11 protein-coding genes and 1 riboswitch are annotated in these 17,474 nt (G+C 38.1%); of the genes, 4 read left to right on the top strand and 7 right to left on the bottom strand.

Annotated elements, in window-relative coordinates:
- Positions 1 to 59: 59 nt before the first annotated feature.
- On the bottom strand, positions 60 to 1,997 hold the full coding sequence (locus tag MYP_RS19815) for a TonB-dependent receptor (RefSeq protein WP_081990617.1): 1,938 nt from the start codon (positions 1,995 to 1,997) through the stop codon (positions 60 to 62).
- Positions 1,998 to 2,110: 113 nt separating this feature from the next.
- Positions 2,111 to 2,304, bottom strand: a riboswitch (cobalamin riboswitch).
- A gap of 158 nt (positions 2,305 to 2,462) precedes the next feature.
- On the opposite strand from MYP_RS19815, the gene MYP_RS19810 reads away from it, so the two are divergent.
- Positions 2,463 to 3,131, top strand: coding sequence for a superoxide dismutase (locus MYP_RS19810; protein WP_045467440.1), 669 nt, complete (start codon positions 2,463 to 2,465; stop codon positions 3,129 to 3,131).
- A 126-nt stretch (positions 3,132 to 3,257) separates the two neighbouring features.
- Here the strand turns inward: MYP_RS19810 and MYP_RS19805 are convergent, their stop codons facing one another.
- Both MYP_RS19805 and MYP_RS19800 read right to left on the bottom strand, forming a co-directional pair.
- A complete protein-coding gene (locus MYP_RS19805; protein ID WP_045467439.1) occupies positions 3,258 to 3,890 on the bottom strand; it encodes a hypothetical protein in 633 nt (210 codons plus the stop codon).
- 158 nt (positions 3,891 to 4,048) lie between these two features.
- Positions 4,049 to 4,699, bottom strand: coding sequence for a hypothetical protein (locus tag MYP_RS19800; RefSeq protein ID WP_045467437.1), 651 nt, complete (start codon positions 4,697 to 4,699; stop codon positions 4,049 to 4,051).
- A gap of 311 nt (positions 4,700 to 5,010) precedes the next feature.
- On the opposite strand from MYP_RS19800, the gene MYP_RS19795 reads away from it, so the two are divergent.
- A complete protein-coding gene (locus MYP_RS19795) occupies positions 5,011 to 5,658 on the top strand; it encodes a cyclase family protein (RefSeq protein WP_045467435.1) in 648 nt (215 codons plus the stop codon).
- Positions 5,659 to 5,663: 5 nt separating this feature from the next.
- Here MYP_RS19795 and MYP_RS19790 read toward each other — a convergent pair whose 3' ends face one another.
- Together MYP_RS19790 and MYP_RS19785 are read right to left on the bottom strand one after the other, a co-directional pair.
- Positions 5,664 to 6,146 carry a GNAT family N-acetyltransferase gene (locus MYP_RS19790; protein ID WP_045467433.1) on the bottom strand — a complete coding sequence of 161 codons (483 nt, stop codon included), beginning with the start codon at positions 6,144 to 6,146 and terminating at the stop codon, positions 5,664 to 5,666.
- 120 nt (positions 6,147 to 6,266) lie between these two features.
- Entirely contained in the window at positions 6,267 to 7,409 is a 1,143-nt protein-coding gene (locus tag MYP_RS19785) for a putative sensor domain DACNV-containing protein (protein WP_045467733.1), read from the bottom strand.
- A 746-nt stretch (positions 7,410 to 8,155) separates the two neighbouring features.
- Here MYP_RS19785 and MYP_RS19780 point away from each other — a divergent pair.
- Both MYP_RS19780 and asnA read left to right on the top strand, forming a co-directional pair.
- On the top strand, positions 8,156 to 9,010 hold the full coding sequence (locus MYP_RS19780) for a hypothetical protein (RefSeq protein WP_045467431.1): 855 nt from the start codon (positions 8,156 to 8,158) through the stop codon (positions 9,008 to 9,010).
- Positions 9,011 to 9,281: 271 nt separating this feature from the next.
- A complete protein-coding gene (gene asnA, locus MYP_RS19775; RefSeq protein ID WP_197060144.1) occupies positions 9,282 to 10,322 on the top strand; it encodes an aspartate--ammonia ligase in 1,041 nt (346 codons plus the stop codon).
- Positions 10,323 to 10,448: 126 nt separating this feature from the next.
- Here asnA and MYP_RS26435 read toward each other — a convergent pair whose 3' ends face one another.
- A complete protein-coding gene (locus tag MYP_RS26435) occupies positions 10,449 to 13,805 on the bottom strand; it encodes a rhamnogalacturonan lyase family protein (protein WP_197060143.1) in 3,357 nt (1,118 codons plus the stop codon).
- Between the two features lie 581 nt (positions 13,806 to 14,386).
- A complete protein-coding gene (locus MYP_RS26215; RefSeq protein WP_156140753.1) occupies positions 14,387 to 17,392 on the bottom strand; it encodes a rhamnogalacturonan lyase family protein in 3,006 nt (1,001 codons plus the stop codon).
- Between the last annotated feature and the right edge of the window lie 82 nt (positions 17,393 to 17,474).

Here is a 17,474-nt window from a genome sequence, read left to right as displayed (position 1 = left end):
GAATTCAGTACCCTCGAACATTGACTATGCCTACTGTAATTTTTTTCCATTTTATAATTTCAGTTTATACTTTTATTTGATTTATTAAATACATATGAAAGACCTGCCTGATAATATCGCATTGGCATAGCCTGATTTAAAACTACCTGATAAGATTCATTCCACAGGTTATTCACTCTTACATTTACATTCAAAAATGAACTACCCATTTTAAAATTCTTACCTGCAACTATACTCCCCAACTGAAAGGCTTCCACCACTTTGGAGTTATCCGTAGTATAATACCTGTTACCTGTATAGTTTTGAATATAATTCACATAAAAACCTTTGTAAACAAGCTCCACAGTTGCCTGACCTGAATATACAGGTACATAGATCAACTGCTTCCCAACTATATTATCATTAGCCATTCTTGCTTTTTGATTTGTTGCGACAACATAGTTGTAGAGTACTACAAGTCCGAACTTAAAATCTCTGATTTCTTTATTAAATGTAATAATGCTTTCCAACCCTCGTGACCAAACCGATTGTATATTCTGTGCACTCCAGGTTCCTCCAGCAGGTAGCCACATAATACAGTTTTCAATATTACTGTTAAAGAATGTCAGCATAACAGAATTTCTACTTCTGCTTTTGGTAAATTGAGAAGCTGTTAAACTTATCTCCCCGCTCCATCCTGACTCAGGTTTAAGACTTTTGTTTCCTCCCGGATTCCAGTATAAGTCGTTAAAGGTGGGAACCTTGTAGGTTCTTGAAACATTTGCCCTGGCTGATAAAAATTTAACAAGCTTGCCTTCCACACCTGCTGAAGGTATAAGAGGTATTAACTTTCCCCTGACCATCTCCTGACGGAGGCTTATTACTGTCCTCCAATGATCATTTAGAAAAGAAAACTTATAAGAACCAAACAATGCTAATCGATTCTGTGAAGGAGAATCCGGATACCCATTAGACGTGGCCTGATTAAAAGTGTTATGGAGTCCTATATTCAACAAATGCTTTCTTCCTAATCTTAGAATACTCTCTGCTTCTGAAATCGAAGTATGGAAGCGAGTTATTGCATGCATATTTGCTAGGGTATCAACATAGCTCATACGATCATTAAAATAGGCAGTTCTGACGAAATAAGAAGCTACCTTTCCTGATTTCTTCCATTCAGAACTTAGCCTTAAAAAATCTGATTCCAGCGTCTCATTAACAAACAACATAGGCTGGTTGCCGGATCTGGAAGCAATAGATGGCGGAATCTCTCGATAATTATCCTGCAACCAGATCCTGACATTCAGCTGCTGGTCTTTTTTTATTCTGAAAAAATTTTCAGACATTAGCCCCTTCTGCTTCACGTCAGCATTGACCTGACGCACTTTATAACCATTTGCATAAAATGGGAAATTATTCTCTGTTGAATAATTAAAGACCTTAAGAACACTTACAAAGTTCTTTTGAGAAAGACTAACATTAGCCGATTGCTGGCAAGAATTAAAACTTCCTCCATTCAATGAAGCGCCAAATGTTAAACCATTATTAAACTTAGGGGTAGAATTAAAATTGATGACACCACCAGTTGCCCCACTACCAAACAGAGCTCCCGCACCTCCATATTGGATTTCTATATCATCAGCAAAGCTTACAGGAAAATAGGAGAAGTCAGCCTGACCAAGAGTAGGTGATTGCACATTAAAGCCATTCCATAACACTGCAGTCTGACTGGCATTTGTACCTCTGGAAGAGATGGATGCCAGGTTTCCGATTCCATAGGATTTAATAAACAGATGAGAGTTAAAAGTCAATAAATCTCCAAGATTGCCTGATTTAAACCTTTGTATAGTTGCAGAATCAATTCTTTGTATTTTGTTCCCTGTCGTAAAAATATTCAGCCTGTTCCCTTCTATAATCACCTCTTCCAGAAGAGATGTTGTATCCTTGACTGATTGAGCAAGCAAAGGCTCACTCAGCATAAAGGATAGTGACAGAAACAGAAACTTAATAAACTTCATTACAGGATGATTATTATATCAACAACAATTCGTAACGATGAAAAACACGGCTTGAGTGAATACAGGTATCCTAATCAATGAAGCATTTATCCTTTGCCCTTTCTCCGAAAGCTACGAATGTACAGATTCTGGCAGGTCTTCTGACTCACTTTACTTTTGACGGCCTTCCCATCCATTAAGGACAGTGGCGAGGATGTCAATCGCTTTAACAAAGTTTACAGCAGCGGGAACTGTTCAGGATTTCCACCTGATTCCCTTTTAATTCCGAAGGAAAAACCTTTCGGAAACCAAAACTTGCGACAAATATACAAATCTATTTTTCTTTTTACTCTTTTTTAAAAACCATATTTTTCTGAGGTTTAATAATCATATAATTAACAAGCCATTACAACATACTATCATAAGTTTATATAAATAAATCTAAATCTTATTATTTTTAGCCATTAATAACCTAACTCAGTCCCTATGAAAAAAATATTGTTAAGCGTTTTTGTATTGTTCTTTTCTACATTAACATTCGCACAATTTACCCTTCCTGCTTTGCCTTACGCTTATGACGCCTTGGAGCCAAGCTTTGATACTCAAACCATGCAGATTCACCATGACAAACATCATGATGCTTATGTTAAAAATCTAAATAAGGAGGTCGCTGCAAATTCAGCTCTCAATGGAAAGACTATTGAAGATATCTGTAAGAATGTAAGCAAATATAACTCAGCAGTAAGAAATAATGGAGGCGGGCATTACAACCACAGCTTGTTCTGGACAATTCTTTCTCCCAAAGGGGGAACACCAGCAGGAGCTTTATCAGAAGAAATTAACAAGACTTTTGGCTCATTTGATAATTTCAAAGCCCAATTCAGTGACTCAGCAAAGACAAGATTCGGATCAGGATGGGCGTGGCTGATCGTTGATCAGCAAGGAAAACTGAAAATCACAACAACTCCGAACCAGGACAATCCATTAATGGATGTTGTAAAAGTTAAAGGAACTCCAATACTTGCGCTGGATGTCTGGGAGCATGCATACTACCTGAAGTATCAGAATAAAAGACCTGATTACATCACGGCATTCTGGAACATTATAAACTGGGACGAAGTAAGCAAAAGGTATTCAGAAGCAAAGAAGAAGTAAGTTGTAATCTAAAAGTTGAAAGTCTAAAGTTAAAAGTATGAAGAAGAGAAGCCTGTATTACAGCTTCTCTTTTTTATCTTGATCTTCCTGATTAAGAAACATTGTTGTTGCTCCATCAGGAAAGATTTAAAACTTAAGCCCTATAAACAATTTAGGATTAAAATAGGAAGCTTTTTTATAAACAGGATCATCTTCTTTATCAAGGTCATCAATGAAAAGTGTACCGAAATTAACTTCCGCACCTACCACAAGCTTTTGGTGTCTGAATTTAAGTCCCGGAACCCACAGGGCTCCATAGTACAAATAAGCATATCCCTGATCATCGTAGCTAAAAAAATTAAATTTAGCAGTCGGACTAACGTTGAAATAGAAATCAAATGCAGTATTCTCATCCAGCTTAGCTGAAAGCATTGGTCCGAATCTTATGAGGCCGAGATTCAGGTCCCAGCCAAAAACATCTTCTCCATCCCGGATGCTGGTTGCTATGGTCACCCAACTGATGTTTAAACCAATTGCCAGGTTACTACCCTTTGATAACATATGTTGACTTCCAAACTCAAAGGAAGGCTGTATTCCCTGGAACAATCTACCCTTTCCCAGATAATCAAGCCGGGGCAATCCAATTCCGAAATGCAGGTAAACCCCATCATTGAACATATCTCTGCCTTTAACACGGCTTGTAAGACCTACTAACTGATCTCCTGCTACTGATGAAATTGCAATTAAAAAGAACCATAAAACAAAACCAAACCTCTTCATAGACAAAAATGGGTCATCTGATTAAAAATAATTTTTACACTAATTTATGGAAAACAATCAGAATATATGCCAACAAAGTTTGTTAAAAGTCTTAAAATAAAAGTGGGAACTGATATAAAACCAACTCCCACATCTTTATGCTTTAACCTTTGCTTATATTAAAACTTCATACCCAAAAGAATTCTTGGATTCATATATGACAATTTAACAGCTTTTACATCTGAATTTTCCAAATCCTGTGCTTTAAGACGACCAAAGCTATTTTCAAATCCTACAGCAAATTTTTTGAATCTGAATTTCACCCCTGGAGTCCATGCGGCTCCATAAATCAAGGTATTACTATCAAATTGATCAGTGGACCAGAAGTTGTATTTTACTGTTGGATTCAGATTGAAAAACACATCAACTGCAGCATTGTCTCCAAACCCTACAGATGCCATCGGACCAAATCTTAAAAGTCCAAGATGAAAATCATAAACATTTTCATCTATACCTTCAAGTTTATAAACACTTCCACCAATTGTTAACCAGCTTACGTTCAATCCGAATCCGATACGATCACTCTTAACAAACATCCACTGATTTCCGGCCTCCAATGTAAACTGTACACCTTGGCTTTCCCGCTTTGAATCGGTAATATCAGTGCCTTTAAAAGATGGAAATCCAATTCCCAAATTCCAGTAAAAACCGTTACTGATCATTCCATCGTCTTTACCCATTTTACTTGTAAGACCAATCATGTTGTTTCCCCCTGCAAAAGACGAAAAGGTTAGCAGGCACAGCGTAAAAAATAAATAAATTCTTTTCATAATAAATAGAAATTTAAATGATTATAAAATAATTCAATACGAAATCTACGTAAAACAGATTAAAAGGATTATTTTATTTATCACCATTTTTAGGTATAACCTCAATAAGAGCATTTTATAGAATAAATTTCTTTATCTTGAAGATTCAAACAGCTATTGAGATTTTATTCTACATATATCCATCTGCCTTTCTCAAAACAAATTGAATCACATCTTATAATACAATTATCATCCGTTAATCAGAGAACTCTGTGTATAATTCGATAAAAAGTCAGCCTAAAACTGTCTTAGATTTTTCTGGTTAATATTATATGAAGACTGTAAATAACCAAAAAAGCTGGACAGACCTCTCTGCCCCGCTGACAAACAAAATGGTTCATTGGCCTGGAGAACCTGAAGTTTCGATTTGCAAACTTTTTGACATGAACAAAGGAGGTCCTGCAAATGTTACCACCCTCTCCATGAGTGCCCATACAGGTACACATATTGATGCGCCATTACATTATATAAAAAATGGAAAAGACATTTCTTCTTTTCCTCTTGATCTGATGACAGGATCTGCCCGGATTATAGAAATCAAACATGACAGATTTATTCCAATCGAAGAGGTGAAACAACATGACATTAATCCTGATGAAAGAGTTTTATTTAAAACAAAAAACTCCTGTTCCGACTGGGCAAAGCAAGAGTTTAAGAGGGATTACATTTATCTTTCATCAGAAGCAGCCAACTACCTTAAGGAGAAAAAAGTATCAGTGGTAGGAGTTGATTACATTTCTATCGGAGGAAAGGATAATGGTAAAATAGTACATGAAATACTTTTGGGAAATGAAATATGGGTCATTGAAGGTTTATATCTTAATGGAATAAAACCGGGACTATATGAAATGATATGCATGCCTCTCAAAATAAAGGATTCAGACGGAGCACCTGCAAGAGTAATTGTTAGAAAAATCTGATATCGTTAAACGAGATGTTTTACAAATAAAACTCTGTCTTCTCCGTTTCCATCATAGTCACTGTAAAAGTCTATGCCGTCAAGGGTCTTATTGCTTCCTGGCACAATTTCAAAACCGATCCTTTTGTGAAATGCAATTGAGTTTTTATTAAAAGGAGAGGTTACACAATAGATTTTTTCTACCCCAGCTCTTTTTACCCTATCGACAAAAAAACCATACAACCTTTTCCCTATTTTATAATTTCTATATCCGGGATCTACTCCGATAAAATGTACATAGGCATCTCTATGATCGTCCTGGCTGAAAAATCCAATAATAAAGCCCAATATCCTTCTATCAGCGATAGCTACAAAGCCGGTATCTTTAAAATATCTAAAGAACAAACGAGGAAGCATGTTAACCATGGCCCTGCCATCCCACCAACTATTAAGATTATTGATCACATATGGATAATCATCATCTGAAATGTTTCTGAAAGTTATTTCCATAAAATAATTTTGAATAAAAATATTAGCTGACTTATTTTTCTTTCTAATACTCCTACAACTCAATCATCATTCCTGAGTTTACTTTCTTTCAAATGACCTGAATTTTCTTTCACCATTTACCTATAATAGTAAGGTATCAATCTTATGAGCCTGAACCACTTCTTCAGTTGGAGACCATGTAAAAATAGTAAAATGACCGTCCTGAGAAGCAACAAAAGCTAAGGCATTCTTCTGATCATATACAAACTGGGCAGCAGAAAGATGTCTCGTCCCCCCCGAAATGGATGGGTTAATCATAACTGCCCCACCACCTACAATAGGCTCACTCATATAGACCTTTTCCACCCTCGCATTGCCAACAGACCTTCCTATTTTTGCACCAAAAGCATAGAGCTCATATTTGTCGCTGATTACTGTTGCCCCATCAACAGCAGTGAGACCAGCAAGTGTTTCAACCTCTGTACGCAATGCACCCTGCCACATAACCTCCGAACGAACATTTATATCTTTACTCATGAGATCTGAAAGGCCTGAATAAGGAGGGGAAACAGAATATTTAATAGGATGCAGAATAGATTTTCTCCAATTATCATTATCCGAAGGAACAACAAGGAGGGAACCACCATGACGATGAGCTCTCATAGAAACAGCAAGCTGAACCAGCACATTCATTGAATCGCTCCATGAATGAGGAACCGTATATCCCAATAGGTATTGTAAAAGTTCAGGACAGTCAGGATGACTGGCACTGTTTTCATCAATAATTTTAACCTGATCCCCTATAAGCACAGCCACATTCGCAAATTTACCAAAGCCATGTACCCTTCTGTGCTTAATAACCAGCATACCAGGCTCACTCACATCAAGAATAAAACAAAGATTCGGAATCTTAAGCGTTGTTCCCCATATAAACAATTGATCATTCTCATGCCACACCCCCAAGTGAACACCTGGTCGCTCTACACCAAGGGAAAGTTTAGTAAGGTGATATGCAGTAAATGCCATTTTCTGTTCAAAAAGAATGGGAACACCCGCTTGTTCCGGCGGCAGAAATGCTATTGAAATTTTGGTAGAATTCCCTTCCTCCCTTCTCAAACTTGCCCAAAATGCGGTATCGATCATCGTCTCTACCATTTTCACATTAGGCTCTATGGCTAAGTTAGTATCTCCTCTCATTCTGGCAGCAGAAAGTTGATGAGCAAAATGCTTCTCAATAGCTTTTGCTACCGACGATGCTGCCTTATAAGTAGTTTTTTTACTCATATAATCCTGAAAATCTCTGTTATCTAACTTCAATAAGGTGACAAATTTATAGGTTTAAGTTTATGACTGCCCGATTCTTCACTCAAAATGTAAAAAATAGAGTTCAATAATGAAATTTAAAATCCTAAATTCAAAAGTGGAATCTTTTCTCTGAATGATTTTACTGTTAACCTTAAAAAAATCAGCTTATTAAAATCTAAGAAGTTCTAAAATTGAAGCAAATAACTCGAATTTTAACTTAAGAAATCGAAAATTGGAAAAAATAGCTCGAAATTTCAACCTGAGCAATCCAAAATTGAAGCAAATAGCTCGAATTTTTAACCTTAGAACTCTAAATTTGGAGCCCAATAGCTCAAATTTTAACATAAATTACTCAAAAATTGAAGCCCAAAACTCGAATTTTAACTTAAGTACTCGAAAATTTAAGCTAAATGCTCAAATTTTAATTTAAGGAATTCGAATTCCTTTGCATAAAATCAAAGCTAATCCTATTCATTTTTTGGGTATTTGTTATTTTGGGAATTGCATCAAAATAGTGGACAAAATATTTATTAAGCTTTTAAGTTTGGAAGACTAACCAGGGACTCGCTTCAATAACCTTAATTATCTTTTAGTTCCATAAAAATAAATATCATTTAATCTTCCTTTGTAAGCTTCTCCAAATTCATTTAAGACTTGTTTCCTTGAAAGCAAACCAAGATTCTGATTTTTAGGTTTTAAAATAAAAGAACCGGAAGGAGGTATATATGATTACAGAAGTTGGTGAGTTAATACAAAGAGTTGCCCCTACGAAGGAAATAGCTAAAGATTCCATAAATCTTTTTGAGGAAAAAATTTCAAAAGAGTTCAAACAAAAAGCAGAAACAGAGGAGCGAAGAGCCAGTCTAGTTACCAAGATATCAGAACCTTACATAACTTCTGTTATTGGTAACATGAACATAAGCACCCCTGACTTTAAATCTTTGAAAGAACTGGCTCTTGACGAGCATGAACTACATCGCCAAAAATTAAAAGAAGAACATTCTGATGTAGAAGAAAGAGCCCGGTACATGCTGAGAATTGATGAGCGTTATAATATTATGGGTCCTCCCTATGATATAGACTGGACCAGCGGTGCTATAGGCTATGTACACCAAAACACTGGAGAGTTCGGGATATCACCATTTAATGGACAAGCAGCGGCAGCTGTTGGAATATTTGTTTCTCCAATTCAGGATGTTATTGGACGTTTTACTGCATATGTTCCTGTCACCTACTCCTGGTTCAACTGGATCATAAACACTGGATATGCCAGTACCAACGGAGGAATAGGAGTTATGATTTACGATGTTCAGTCTGGCAAAACTCTCCTGGATAACAGAGCTAAATTATGGAATAACACTTTAGTTGGAGCCGGTTTTTCTAATGAATCGGAAACGTCAACTTATCTTAGCAGTACTTCGGCAGCCGAAAGTTATTTTGCAATGACAGGAGGTGATTTATATCTGGTTTGGATATGGTGCTGGGGAGAAGCAAAATATAATGGCAGCCCCGCTTTATCTATGGCGTCCATTGCTGGTAAAATTCCGTTTGTTGCAGTACAATCCTGGCCAACAAGGTAATTTTATAAAAAACAAAATATAATCCCACCTTCAATCTAATTATTCTGAAATACAAGGAATAGCAATAAGTATATCATTGCTTTTCCTTTTGGCATTCAGAAGTTTCAATCGATTTTTCGCCAGAAAAAAACTCATTTTTATTCAAATGTGTTTCATTCTATAGAATATAAAACACCACCCCTATCAGTATAAACCCTGATTACAGACAAAAATTAAGTATGTGTATAAAAGCATAAGAATTTATACTTTTACATTGCTATAATATAACAAAATGTTGAATCACCTCTTTATACCCAAAAATTACGACCCCATCCTTAATCTAAAAAAGACAGAAAAAGCTATCAAGCTCATTAAGGATACTTTTGAACATCAGTTAGCTTCAGAATTAAGACTCAGAAGAGTAACTGCTCCTCTATTCGTTCTTAAAGGAACTGGCATCAATGATGACCTTAATGGAATTGAAAGGCCGGTTACCTTTCCAATAAAATTCATGAAAGAAACTCCTGCCGAGATAGTTCATTCCCTTGCAAAATGGAAAAGGCTGATGCTGGCAAAATTAGAGTTCGCAACAGGTTTCGGACTTTATACTGATATGAATGCTATTCGTCCGGATGAAGATCTTGACAACATTCACTCTCTTTATGTTGATCAATGGGACTGGGAAAGAGTAATGTCTGACAATGACAGAAATATTGATTTTCTAAAAAAGACAGTTACTCAGATTTATACTGCGATGAAACGTACTGAATATCTGCTATGTGAAGAATATCCTGAATTAAATCCGGAACTTCCTGAGCATATTCACTTCATCCATAGTGAAGAGTTATTAGAGAAATACCCTGACTTAAGTTCCAAAGAAAAAGAAGACAGAATTGCAAAAGAATATGGTGCAGTATTTATAATTGGAATCGGAGGAGCTTTAAAGAATGGTCAGAAACACGACGGAAGAGCTCCTGACTATGATGATTGGAGCACAGAATCTGAAAACGGTTTTAAGGGCTTAAACGGAGATATTGTTGTCTGGAACCCAATACTGCAAAGATCCTTTGAATTATCATCCATGGGAATCAGAGTAAACGAAATTGCATTGAAAAAGCAATTGGAAATAGCAGGCTGTGAAAACCGGGCAGACCTCATGTGGCACAAGATGCTTTTAAACGGTGAGTTACCTCAAAGCATTGGAGGAGGAATTGGTCAGTCCAGACTATGCATGTATCTGTTAAAGAAAGCACATATAGGAGAAGTACAATCAAGTATATGGCCAGATGAGATGATTGAAGAATGCAGAAAACATAAGATCAATATTATATAAAAGTATCTAAGAAAGAAAGCCCCGAAATCCGGGGCTTTCTTTTTCTTAAACTCTTACATAAGAGTAAGCCACTTAAACCAGTGGCATACCCATTCAAAAAATACCTAATAAAAACATAAAACGACATTACAATTTTTGTAATCTTATAACCTCAACTTTTCCGGAAGTGTATACAATGGTTAAAGTATACAAACCTGTATTAAGAGAACTTCCGAATTCTAATAGATCTCCCTGTACAACTTTTCCATATCTGAAAACTTCAATTCCGTTTGTATTAGAAATTGCGAGAGTCTCAATATCCGCATGAGCTGTTACATTGAATGCTCCAACAGATGGATTAGGCCCTACCTGAACCAGAGGTGCTGAACGCAAAGAACGGGCTGCAGCACAAACATCTACTTTTAGACAATAAGAAGCATAATAAGGTGAAACATTATAGCTGATACCAACACAAACATCTCCACCGGTATAATGCTCTCCGGTTTCAAGATTTGCTTTGTGTGCAGCGCCTGATTCAGCTGTGAAACTCTTACTATACCCGCTAGTCCACCAGGAGTATGCTGTTGCTCCATTTCTTAATGAAGGATTGAGTTCAAATGATATGGTAGAGTTCGGAACACTGCAAGCAGGGCCGGTTATACTTTCCTGAGAACCGCCAACTGATTTCACATTGATAGTAATGGCAGAAGAAGTAGTCGATGCCCCTTGATTATCGGTAGCTTTAGCAGTGATATTATAAACGCCCGCAGACAGATTTGTCCAGAAGAACGAATAAGGAGCTGTAATATCAGTTGCTATTAAAGTTGATCCATTAAAAAACTCCACCTTTGTCACGGAACCATCAAGATCACTGGCTGATGCTGATAACGTTATCGTAGCCGGTGCAGTAAACTCTGTATTGGATGGAGGAGAAGTCAGACTAACGATTGGAGGGGTATTCTGAGTCGCATTACATTGCCCTTGTGTGATAGGATCAGAGGCAAAAGTAAGTTCATCAATATTAGGACCTCCGTTTTCTGTTAAAGAAGACAATGTTAACAAATTATTTCCCTGAGAAAGTGAAAGCTGTACTACTGCTGTATTCCAGGTTGTCCATGCACCTGTTCCCGTAAAACTTACAGAAGCAATCTGAGTAACACCATTTACAGCAACAGACATTGTCCTGTTTGCCGTTGTACCATTTGCGAAGCGTATGGTAACACCTACATTACCTGCAGCACCTGCAGATACCGCCCATGAAGCTTTGCTTCCGACAGCATTGTTAACATTCACATAGCCGGTTCCATTAAACCCGGTGTTGGTATTTTCATTTGCTATACCATCAACAGAACAAGCAGATTCTCCCTGCAACTTGAAAGGAGCGACAGGAGTAGAACTTACTGTAACCACTGCAGCAGCTGAAATAGCAGTCCCTCCGGCATTGTCAGTAGCAACTGCCGTAATAGAATAAGTACCAGCTGCTACATTCGTCCAGTTGAATGAGTAAGGAGCAGTGGCATCAGTCCCTATCAAAGTAGTTCCATTAAAGAAAGCAACAGAACTTATTGTTCCGTCAGCATCGCTTGCATTAGCTGTAATATTTATTGATGCGGGAGCAAGATAACTGGCATTGTTGGCCGGAGCAGTTAAAGAAACTGTCGGCAAACGATTGGATGTATACTGGCCAACCAATACTATATTTGGAGTAGGAGCCTGATCAACACCTGCCCCCAGGAAGAAGCCCAGATGCGGAGGCTGGTTATAGGAAGACTGCTGCCATGAAATAGCATTTCTGTAAACAGGATCATGCATTAGCGTATACAGTTTATGCTGAGTAGGAATGGTGGTGGTGTGAATATAAAGACGGTTAGCGCCGTCATGAAGAATTACTTCCTCACGCCAATCTCCTAGTATATCTGCACTGAGATTGGGAGTTGCCTTTGTTCCATTGCAGGAATTTCCTGTTAAGGAGAGTACACGTGATGTACCGTTCCCATTCCATTTATCGATCGTATTGTTATTGAGCAATTCATCCTGCAAGTCACCGTCCCAGTAGACCCTGAAGTTTACAGATGCAGGTTTTGCCGTAGAAATCCGTGTTCCGGTTGCACCAAAAGTTCCGGAAACAGTACTTGACCATGCTTCCTGACCAGGGTAACGGGAATCGATATCACCAATCATACCACGGCCATCATCATTTCCACCTCCCCCACGCCAAAGAACACGACCATCCCTTGCTCTTACCAAATAATGATCAGGCTGACTTCCGGTTTGCTCGTTTACCAGCCATATCTCTAAACCAGGACTGGCTGGATCGAAATCACCGACATGGTTAGCATCTCCATGACCAAATCCAGTTGACCACATGAACTTTCCATCATGATCAATAGCACTGGCTCCAGGAATTATTTCATCAAAACCATCTCCATCAATGTCTGCTGCCATCAGACTATGATTTCCCTGTCCACGTGCACCAGTACTTCCTGAGTTGTTTGAATCAAAGATCCATCTGGTTGACAATCTTTGTCCATCCCAATCTATAGCAGCCAGTGTCAACCTTGTATAATAACCTCTTTGGAAGATCATACTAGGTTTAACTCCGTCAAGGTAAGCATTGGTAGCATTAAATCGATCAACTCTGTTTCCATAGGAATCTCCCCAACTACTTACAGTTCCTCTCGGAACAGGGTAATTGATTGTTGCCATTTCCTTACCTGTTTGTCCGTTGAATATGGTAAGATATTCTGGCCCCGTTAAAACATACCCGGTACCATTTACATAATTTGTAGCATCATTATCATTTGCAGCAAGTCCGTTACTCAAATAAGTTCCTGTACCATCTCTGGTACCAGGAGCTGTTTTGCAGGCTACTTCAGCTTTTCCATCCGAATTATAATCGCCTACCAGATGTTGTGTATAATGTGCACCTGAACGAATATTTCTTCCCAGGTCTACAATCCACATAAATGTACCGTCCATTTTGTATGCAGCAAGATAGGTGTTAGCCGTAACACCTGAATTGGAATTATCCTGTGCATTATTAGGATACCATTTTACCACAAGATCATACTTACCATCTCCGTCTAGATCACCTACATTTATGTCGTTAGGCGTATGGCTGCTGCTGGGGCGGTTACTTAATGTAATCGTCCTTACTTGCGAACCCCATACGGTTGCAGAACCACCTACAGATTGTTCTGCTCCACCGACAACAGGCCTTACGGTATATGTAGAACTTGATGAGCCACCATTATCAACCATATTGGTAGCGCCGGTTATAGGAGATGAATTTACCTTTGTACCATTTCTGTAAACATTAAATGCAACACTTTTGGGATCTGTACCGAATACTCTCCAGCTTAGAAACACACCATTTCCTGTTTGTACCGCTACTAATCCACGGTCAAGGTTTTCCATTCTCCGTTGTGCCATGAGGCCTGAACTTAAAATGAATAACAGGGAAGATGCAAAAAATATAACTTTAAACGAATAAGAGTTTTTCATTGCTTTATTTTTTAAGTTGTTGTTTTATTAACTATTCATCCGGATTTATCTATTTACAATCTTTCATTTTTGAGGTGAACAATTATTGTTTAAAAAGTCCCATTTTATTTTATACTCCATTCAGATTATAACTTCATAACTATAAGTATTCATAACACATTTTAATCATGATCATATGAATACCAATGATGCAAGAATGATAGCCAATAATAGTTTAATTGATTTGAACACCTTGTAGTACGATGATCATTAATATGCTAGCTATAAAATCATCTCAATTAAAAATAAGCTCAGAATGAAGGCATTAATGGACAATTCAGTTCATCTTACCAAATAATCATAACGACTAGTATATAATCTTTCTGACGAAACAAAAAAAGGGACTGTCTTCATGACAATCCCTCTAACGATAGTGAATGTAAAACTTTAAAAGATCTCTCTCTAATTATCTCTCATGAAGGAGAGGGACTTTAATGGGTATGTTATTAGTTATGGCAGTTATAATCTAACTTTTTTCTCATCGACTGTTCCCTTCTCCTGCAGGAGAAGGGTTAGGGATGAGGTTTCCAATACAAGTTCGATTATAATTTTTGCAATCTTATCACCTCTACTTTTCCTGAGGAGTACATAATTGTTAAAATATACAATCCGGCACTAAATTCGTTTTCAATTTTCAATTCCTCCATCTGTGAGAGTTGTCCGTATCTGTACACCTCTATTCCGTTAGTATTTAAGATAGTCAAAGACTCAACATTTTCTGTTGCTGTCAAATTAAATATATCCATGAATGGATTAGGTCCAATAAGCACTTTGCTTCCGGCATGGAGGTTATCATATATAGAAGTAATAACAGGATCCACAGTTATCGTAACAGGTGCAGATACGGTGACTGCTCCCTGATCATCGGTTGCCTTAGCAGTGATAACGTAAGTTCCATGCTCTACATTTGTCCAGTTAAACTCATATGGAGCTGTTAAAACCGAGCTGATTATTTCTGAGCCATTATAGAATTCTACCTTACTTACTGAGCCATCATTATCCGTTGCGGTAGCGCTTAACTGAATACTAGCAGGGGCTGTATATTTCCCTCCACTTACAGGTGAGGTCAGACTTACAACAGGAGGAATATTAGCCGGATTAGGATTACATTGTCCTGCTGATATATTCTCGGAACCGAATGAAAACTGGTCGATATTAGGTCCACCATCTGCAGTTAAAGATGTTAGTGTAACAATATTGTTCCCTTGAGAAACGGAGATCTGCACTACTGCAGTGTTCCAAGTAGTCCATGCCCCTGTTCCTTCAAAGCTCACTGAAGCAATCTGGATAACACCATTTACACCGACAGACATAGTTCGGTTTGAAGTTGTACCATTAGCGAAACGAATAGTCAGGCTGATATTTTCCTGAGCACTTGCAGCTATTGCCCATGAAGCCTTACTACCGACAACATTATTAAAATTAGCATAACCAGTACCGATAAATCCGGCATTAATGTTTTCATTGATAATTCCATCAACAGCACATGCAGATTCACCTTGAAGTTTAAATGATGGCGTTGATTCCACTATCACAGTTATTGGACTTGAGGTTGTAGTTCCTCCCGCATTATCGGTAGCAACAGCAGTAATCGAATAAGTACCTGCTACAACATTTGTCCAGGTAAAAGAATAAGGAGCACTAGCATCTGTAGCTATTAAAGTAGTTCCATTATAGAAAGATACAGAACTTATTGTACCATCTGCATCATTTGCATTAGCAGATATCGTAATGGAAGCAGGAGCAAGATAACTGGCATTATTAGCAGGAGCTGTTAATGTTACTATTGGTAATTGGTTCGAAGGATTATGAGAGCCTACTAAAACAATATTTGGAGTCGGAGCTTTGTCAACACCGGCACCAAGGAAAAAGCCAAGGTGAGCAGGCTGATTATAGGAGGATTGTTGCCACGATATTGCATTTCTGTAAACAGGATCATGCATGAGTGTATACAATTTATGATCTGTTGGAATGGTCGTAGTATGTATGTAAAGGCGGTTAGCGCCATCGTGAAGGATTACTTCCTCCCTCCAATCACCAAGAATATCTGCACATATATTAGGGGTTTCCTTGGTACCATTACAAGAATTACCAGTTAAAGTTAATAGCCTTGAAGAACCATTACCATTCCACTTATCAATTTTATTTCCGGTAAGCAATTCATCCTGCAAATCACCATCCCAATATATTCTGAAGTTGGCAGAGCTTGGTTTAGTAGTGGAAAATTGAGTTCCATTAGCTCTAAACGTTCCTCCAACGGAATTTGACCATGCCTCCTGACCAGGATAGCGTGCATCAATATCGCCAATCATACCCCTTCCGTTATCATTTCCACTACCGTTGCGCCAAAGAACCTGACCATCTCTTGCTCTAATCATATAGTGATCAGGCTCACTTCCTTTATTCTCACTTACCTGCCATACTTCCAGACCAGGGCTGTCAGGATCGAAATCGCCGACATGGTTTGCATCTCCATGACCATATCCGGTTGCCCATCTAAACTTTCCATCATGATCAATACAAGCAGACCCAGTTAAAATTTCATCAAACCCATCCTCATCTATATCAGCGGCCATAATGCTGTGGTTCCCTTGTCCACGAGCGGCAGTACTTCCAGAATTGTTTGAATCAAAGATCCATCTGGTTGACAACCTCTGTCCATCCCAGTCCATGGCAGCCGCAGTCAACCTGGTATAATAACCTCTTTGAAAAATCATACTAGGTTTAACACCATCCAGATAAGCATTGGTTGCATTAAAGCGATCCACTCTGTTTCCATAATTATCGCCCCAATTGCTTACTGTACCCCTAGCCACAGGATAATTTACCGTTGCCATTTCCTTGCCTGTTTTACCATTAAAAATGGTAAGGTATTCTGGTCCTGACAATACATATCCACCATCGTTAATATAGCTGGTAGCGTCATTGTCAAAAGCAGCAGGACCATTGCTCAGATAAGCACCTGTACCATCTTTGGTACCAGGTGCAGTTTTACATGCTACCTCTGCAAAACCATCAACATCATAATCTCCAACAAGATGCTGTGTATAATGTGCACCTGAACGAATATTCCTCCCCAGATCAATGATCCACATGAATGTTCCATCCATTTTATAGGCAGCAAGATATGTATTGTCCGTAACACCGGATTGTGAATTATCTTTCGCATTGTTTGGGTACCATTTTACCACAAGATCATACTTTCCATCCCCATCAAGGTCTCCGACATTAATGTCATTTGGAGTATGGTTGCTGCTTGGCCGGTTACTTAAAGTAATAGTTCTTATCTGGGAATTCCACACTGTCGCAGTACCTCCATCTGCTTGTTCAATCCCTCCTATAACAGGCCTTACGGTATAGGTAGAGTTTGCGGAACCGGAGGCATCTACCATGTTGGTTGCTCCTGATATCGGTGAAGCATTTATCTTTGTTCCACTTCGGTAAACATTAAATGCCACAGCTTTCGGATCAGTACCAAATACCCTCCAACTCAGGAACACACCACCATTTGTTTGTACTGCTACTAATCCACGATCAAGTTTTTCCATTTTCCGTTGCGCCTTAAGGTCACTACTAAAAATGTGTAACAGGATACATGCACTAAAAATAACTTTAAGAAAATAAGAGTTT

The sequence above is a fragment of the Sporocytophaga myxococcoides genome (genome assembly GCF_000775915.1).
In the GTDB taxonomy this organism is placed as follows: Bacteria; Bacteroidota; Bacteroidia; order Cytophagales; family Cytophagaceae; genus Sporocytophaga; species Sporocytophaga myxococcoides_A.
The sequence above is the reverse complement of the archived record's forward strand: the minus strand, read 5'-3'. Positions and strand labels throughout refer to the sequence as shown.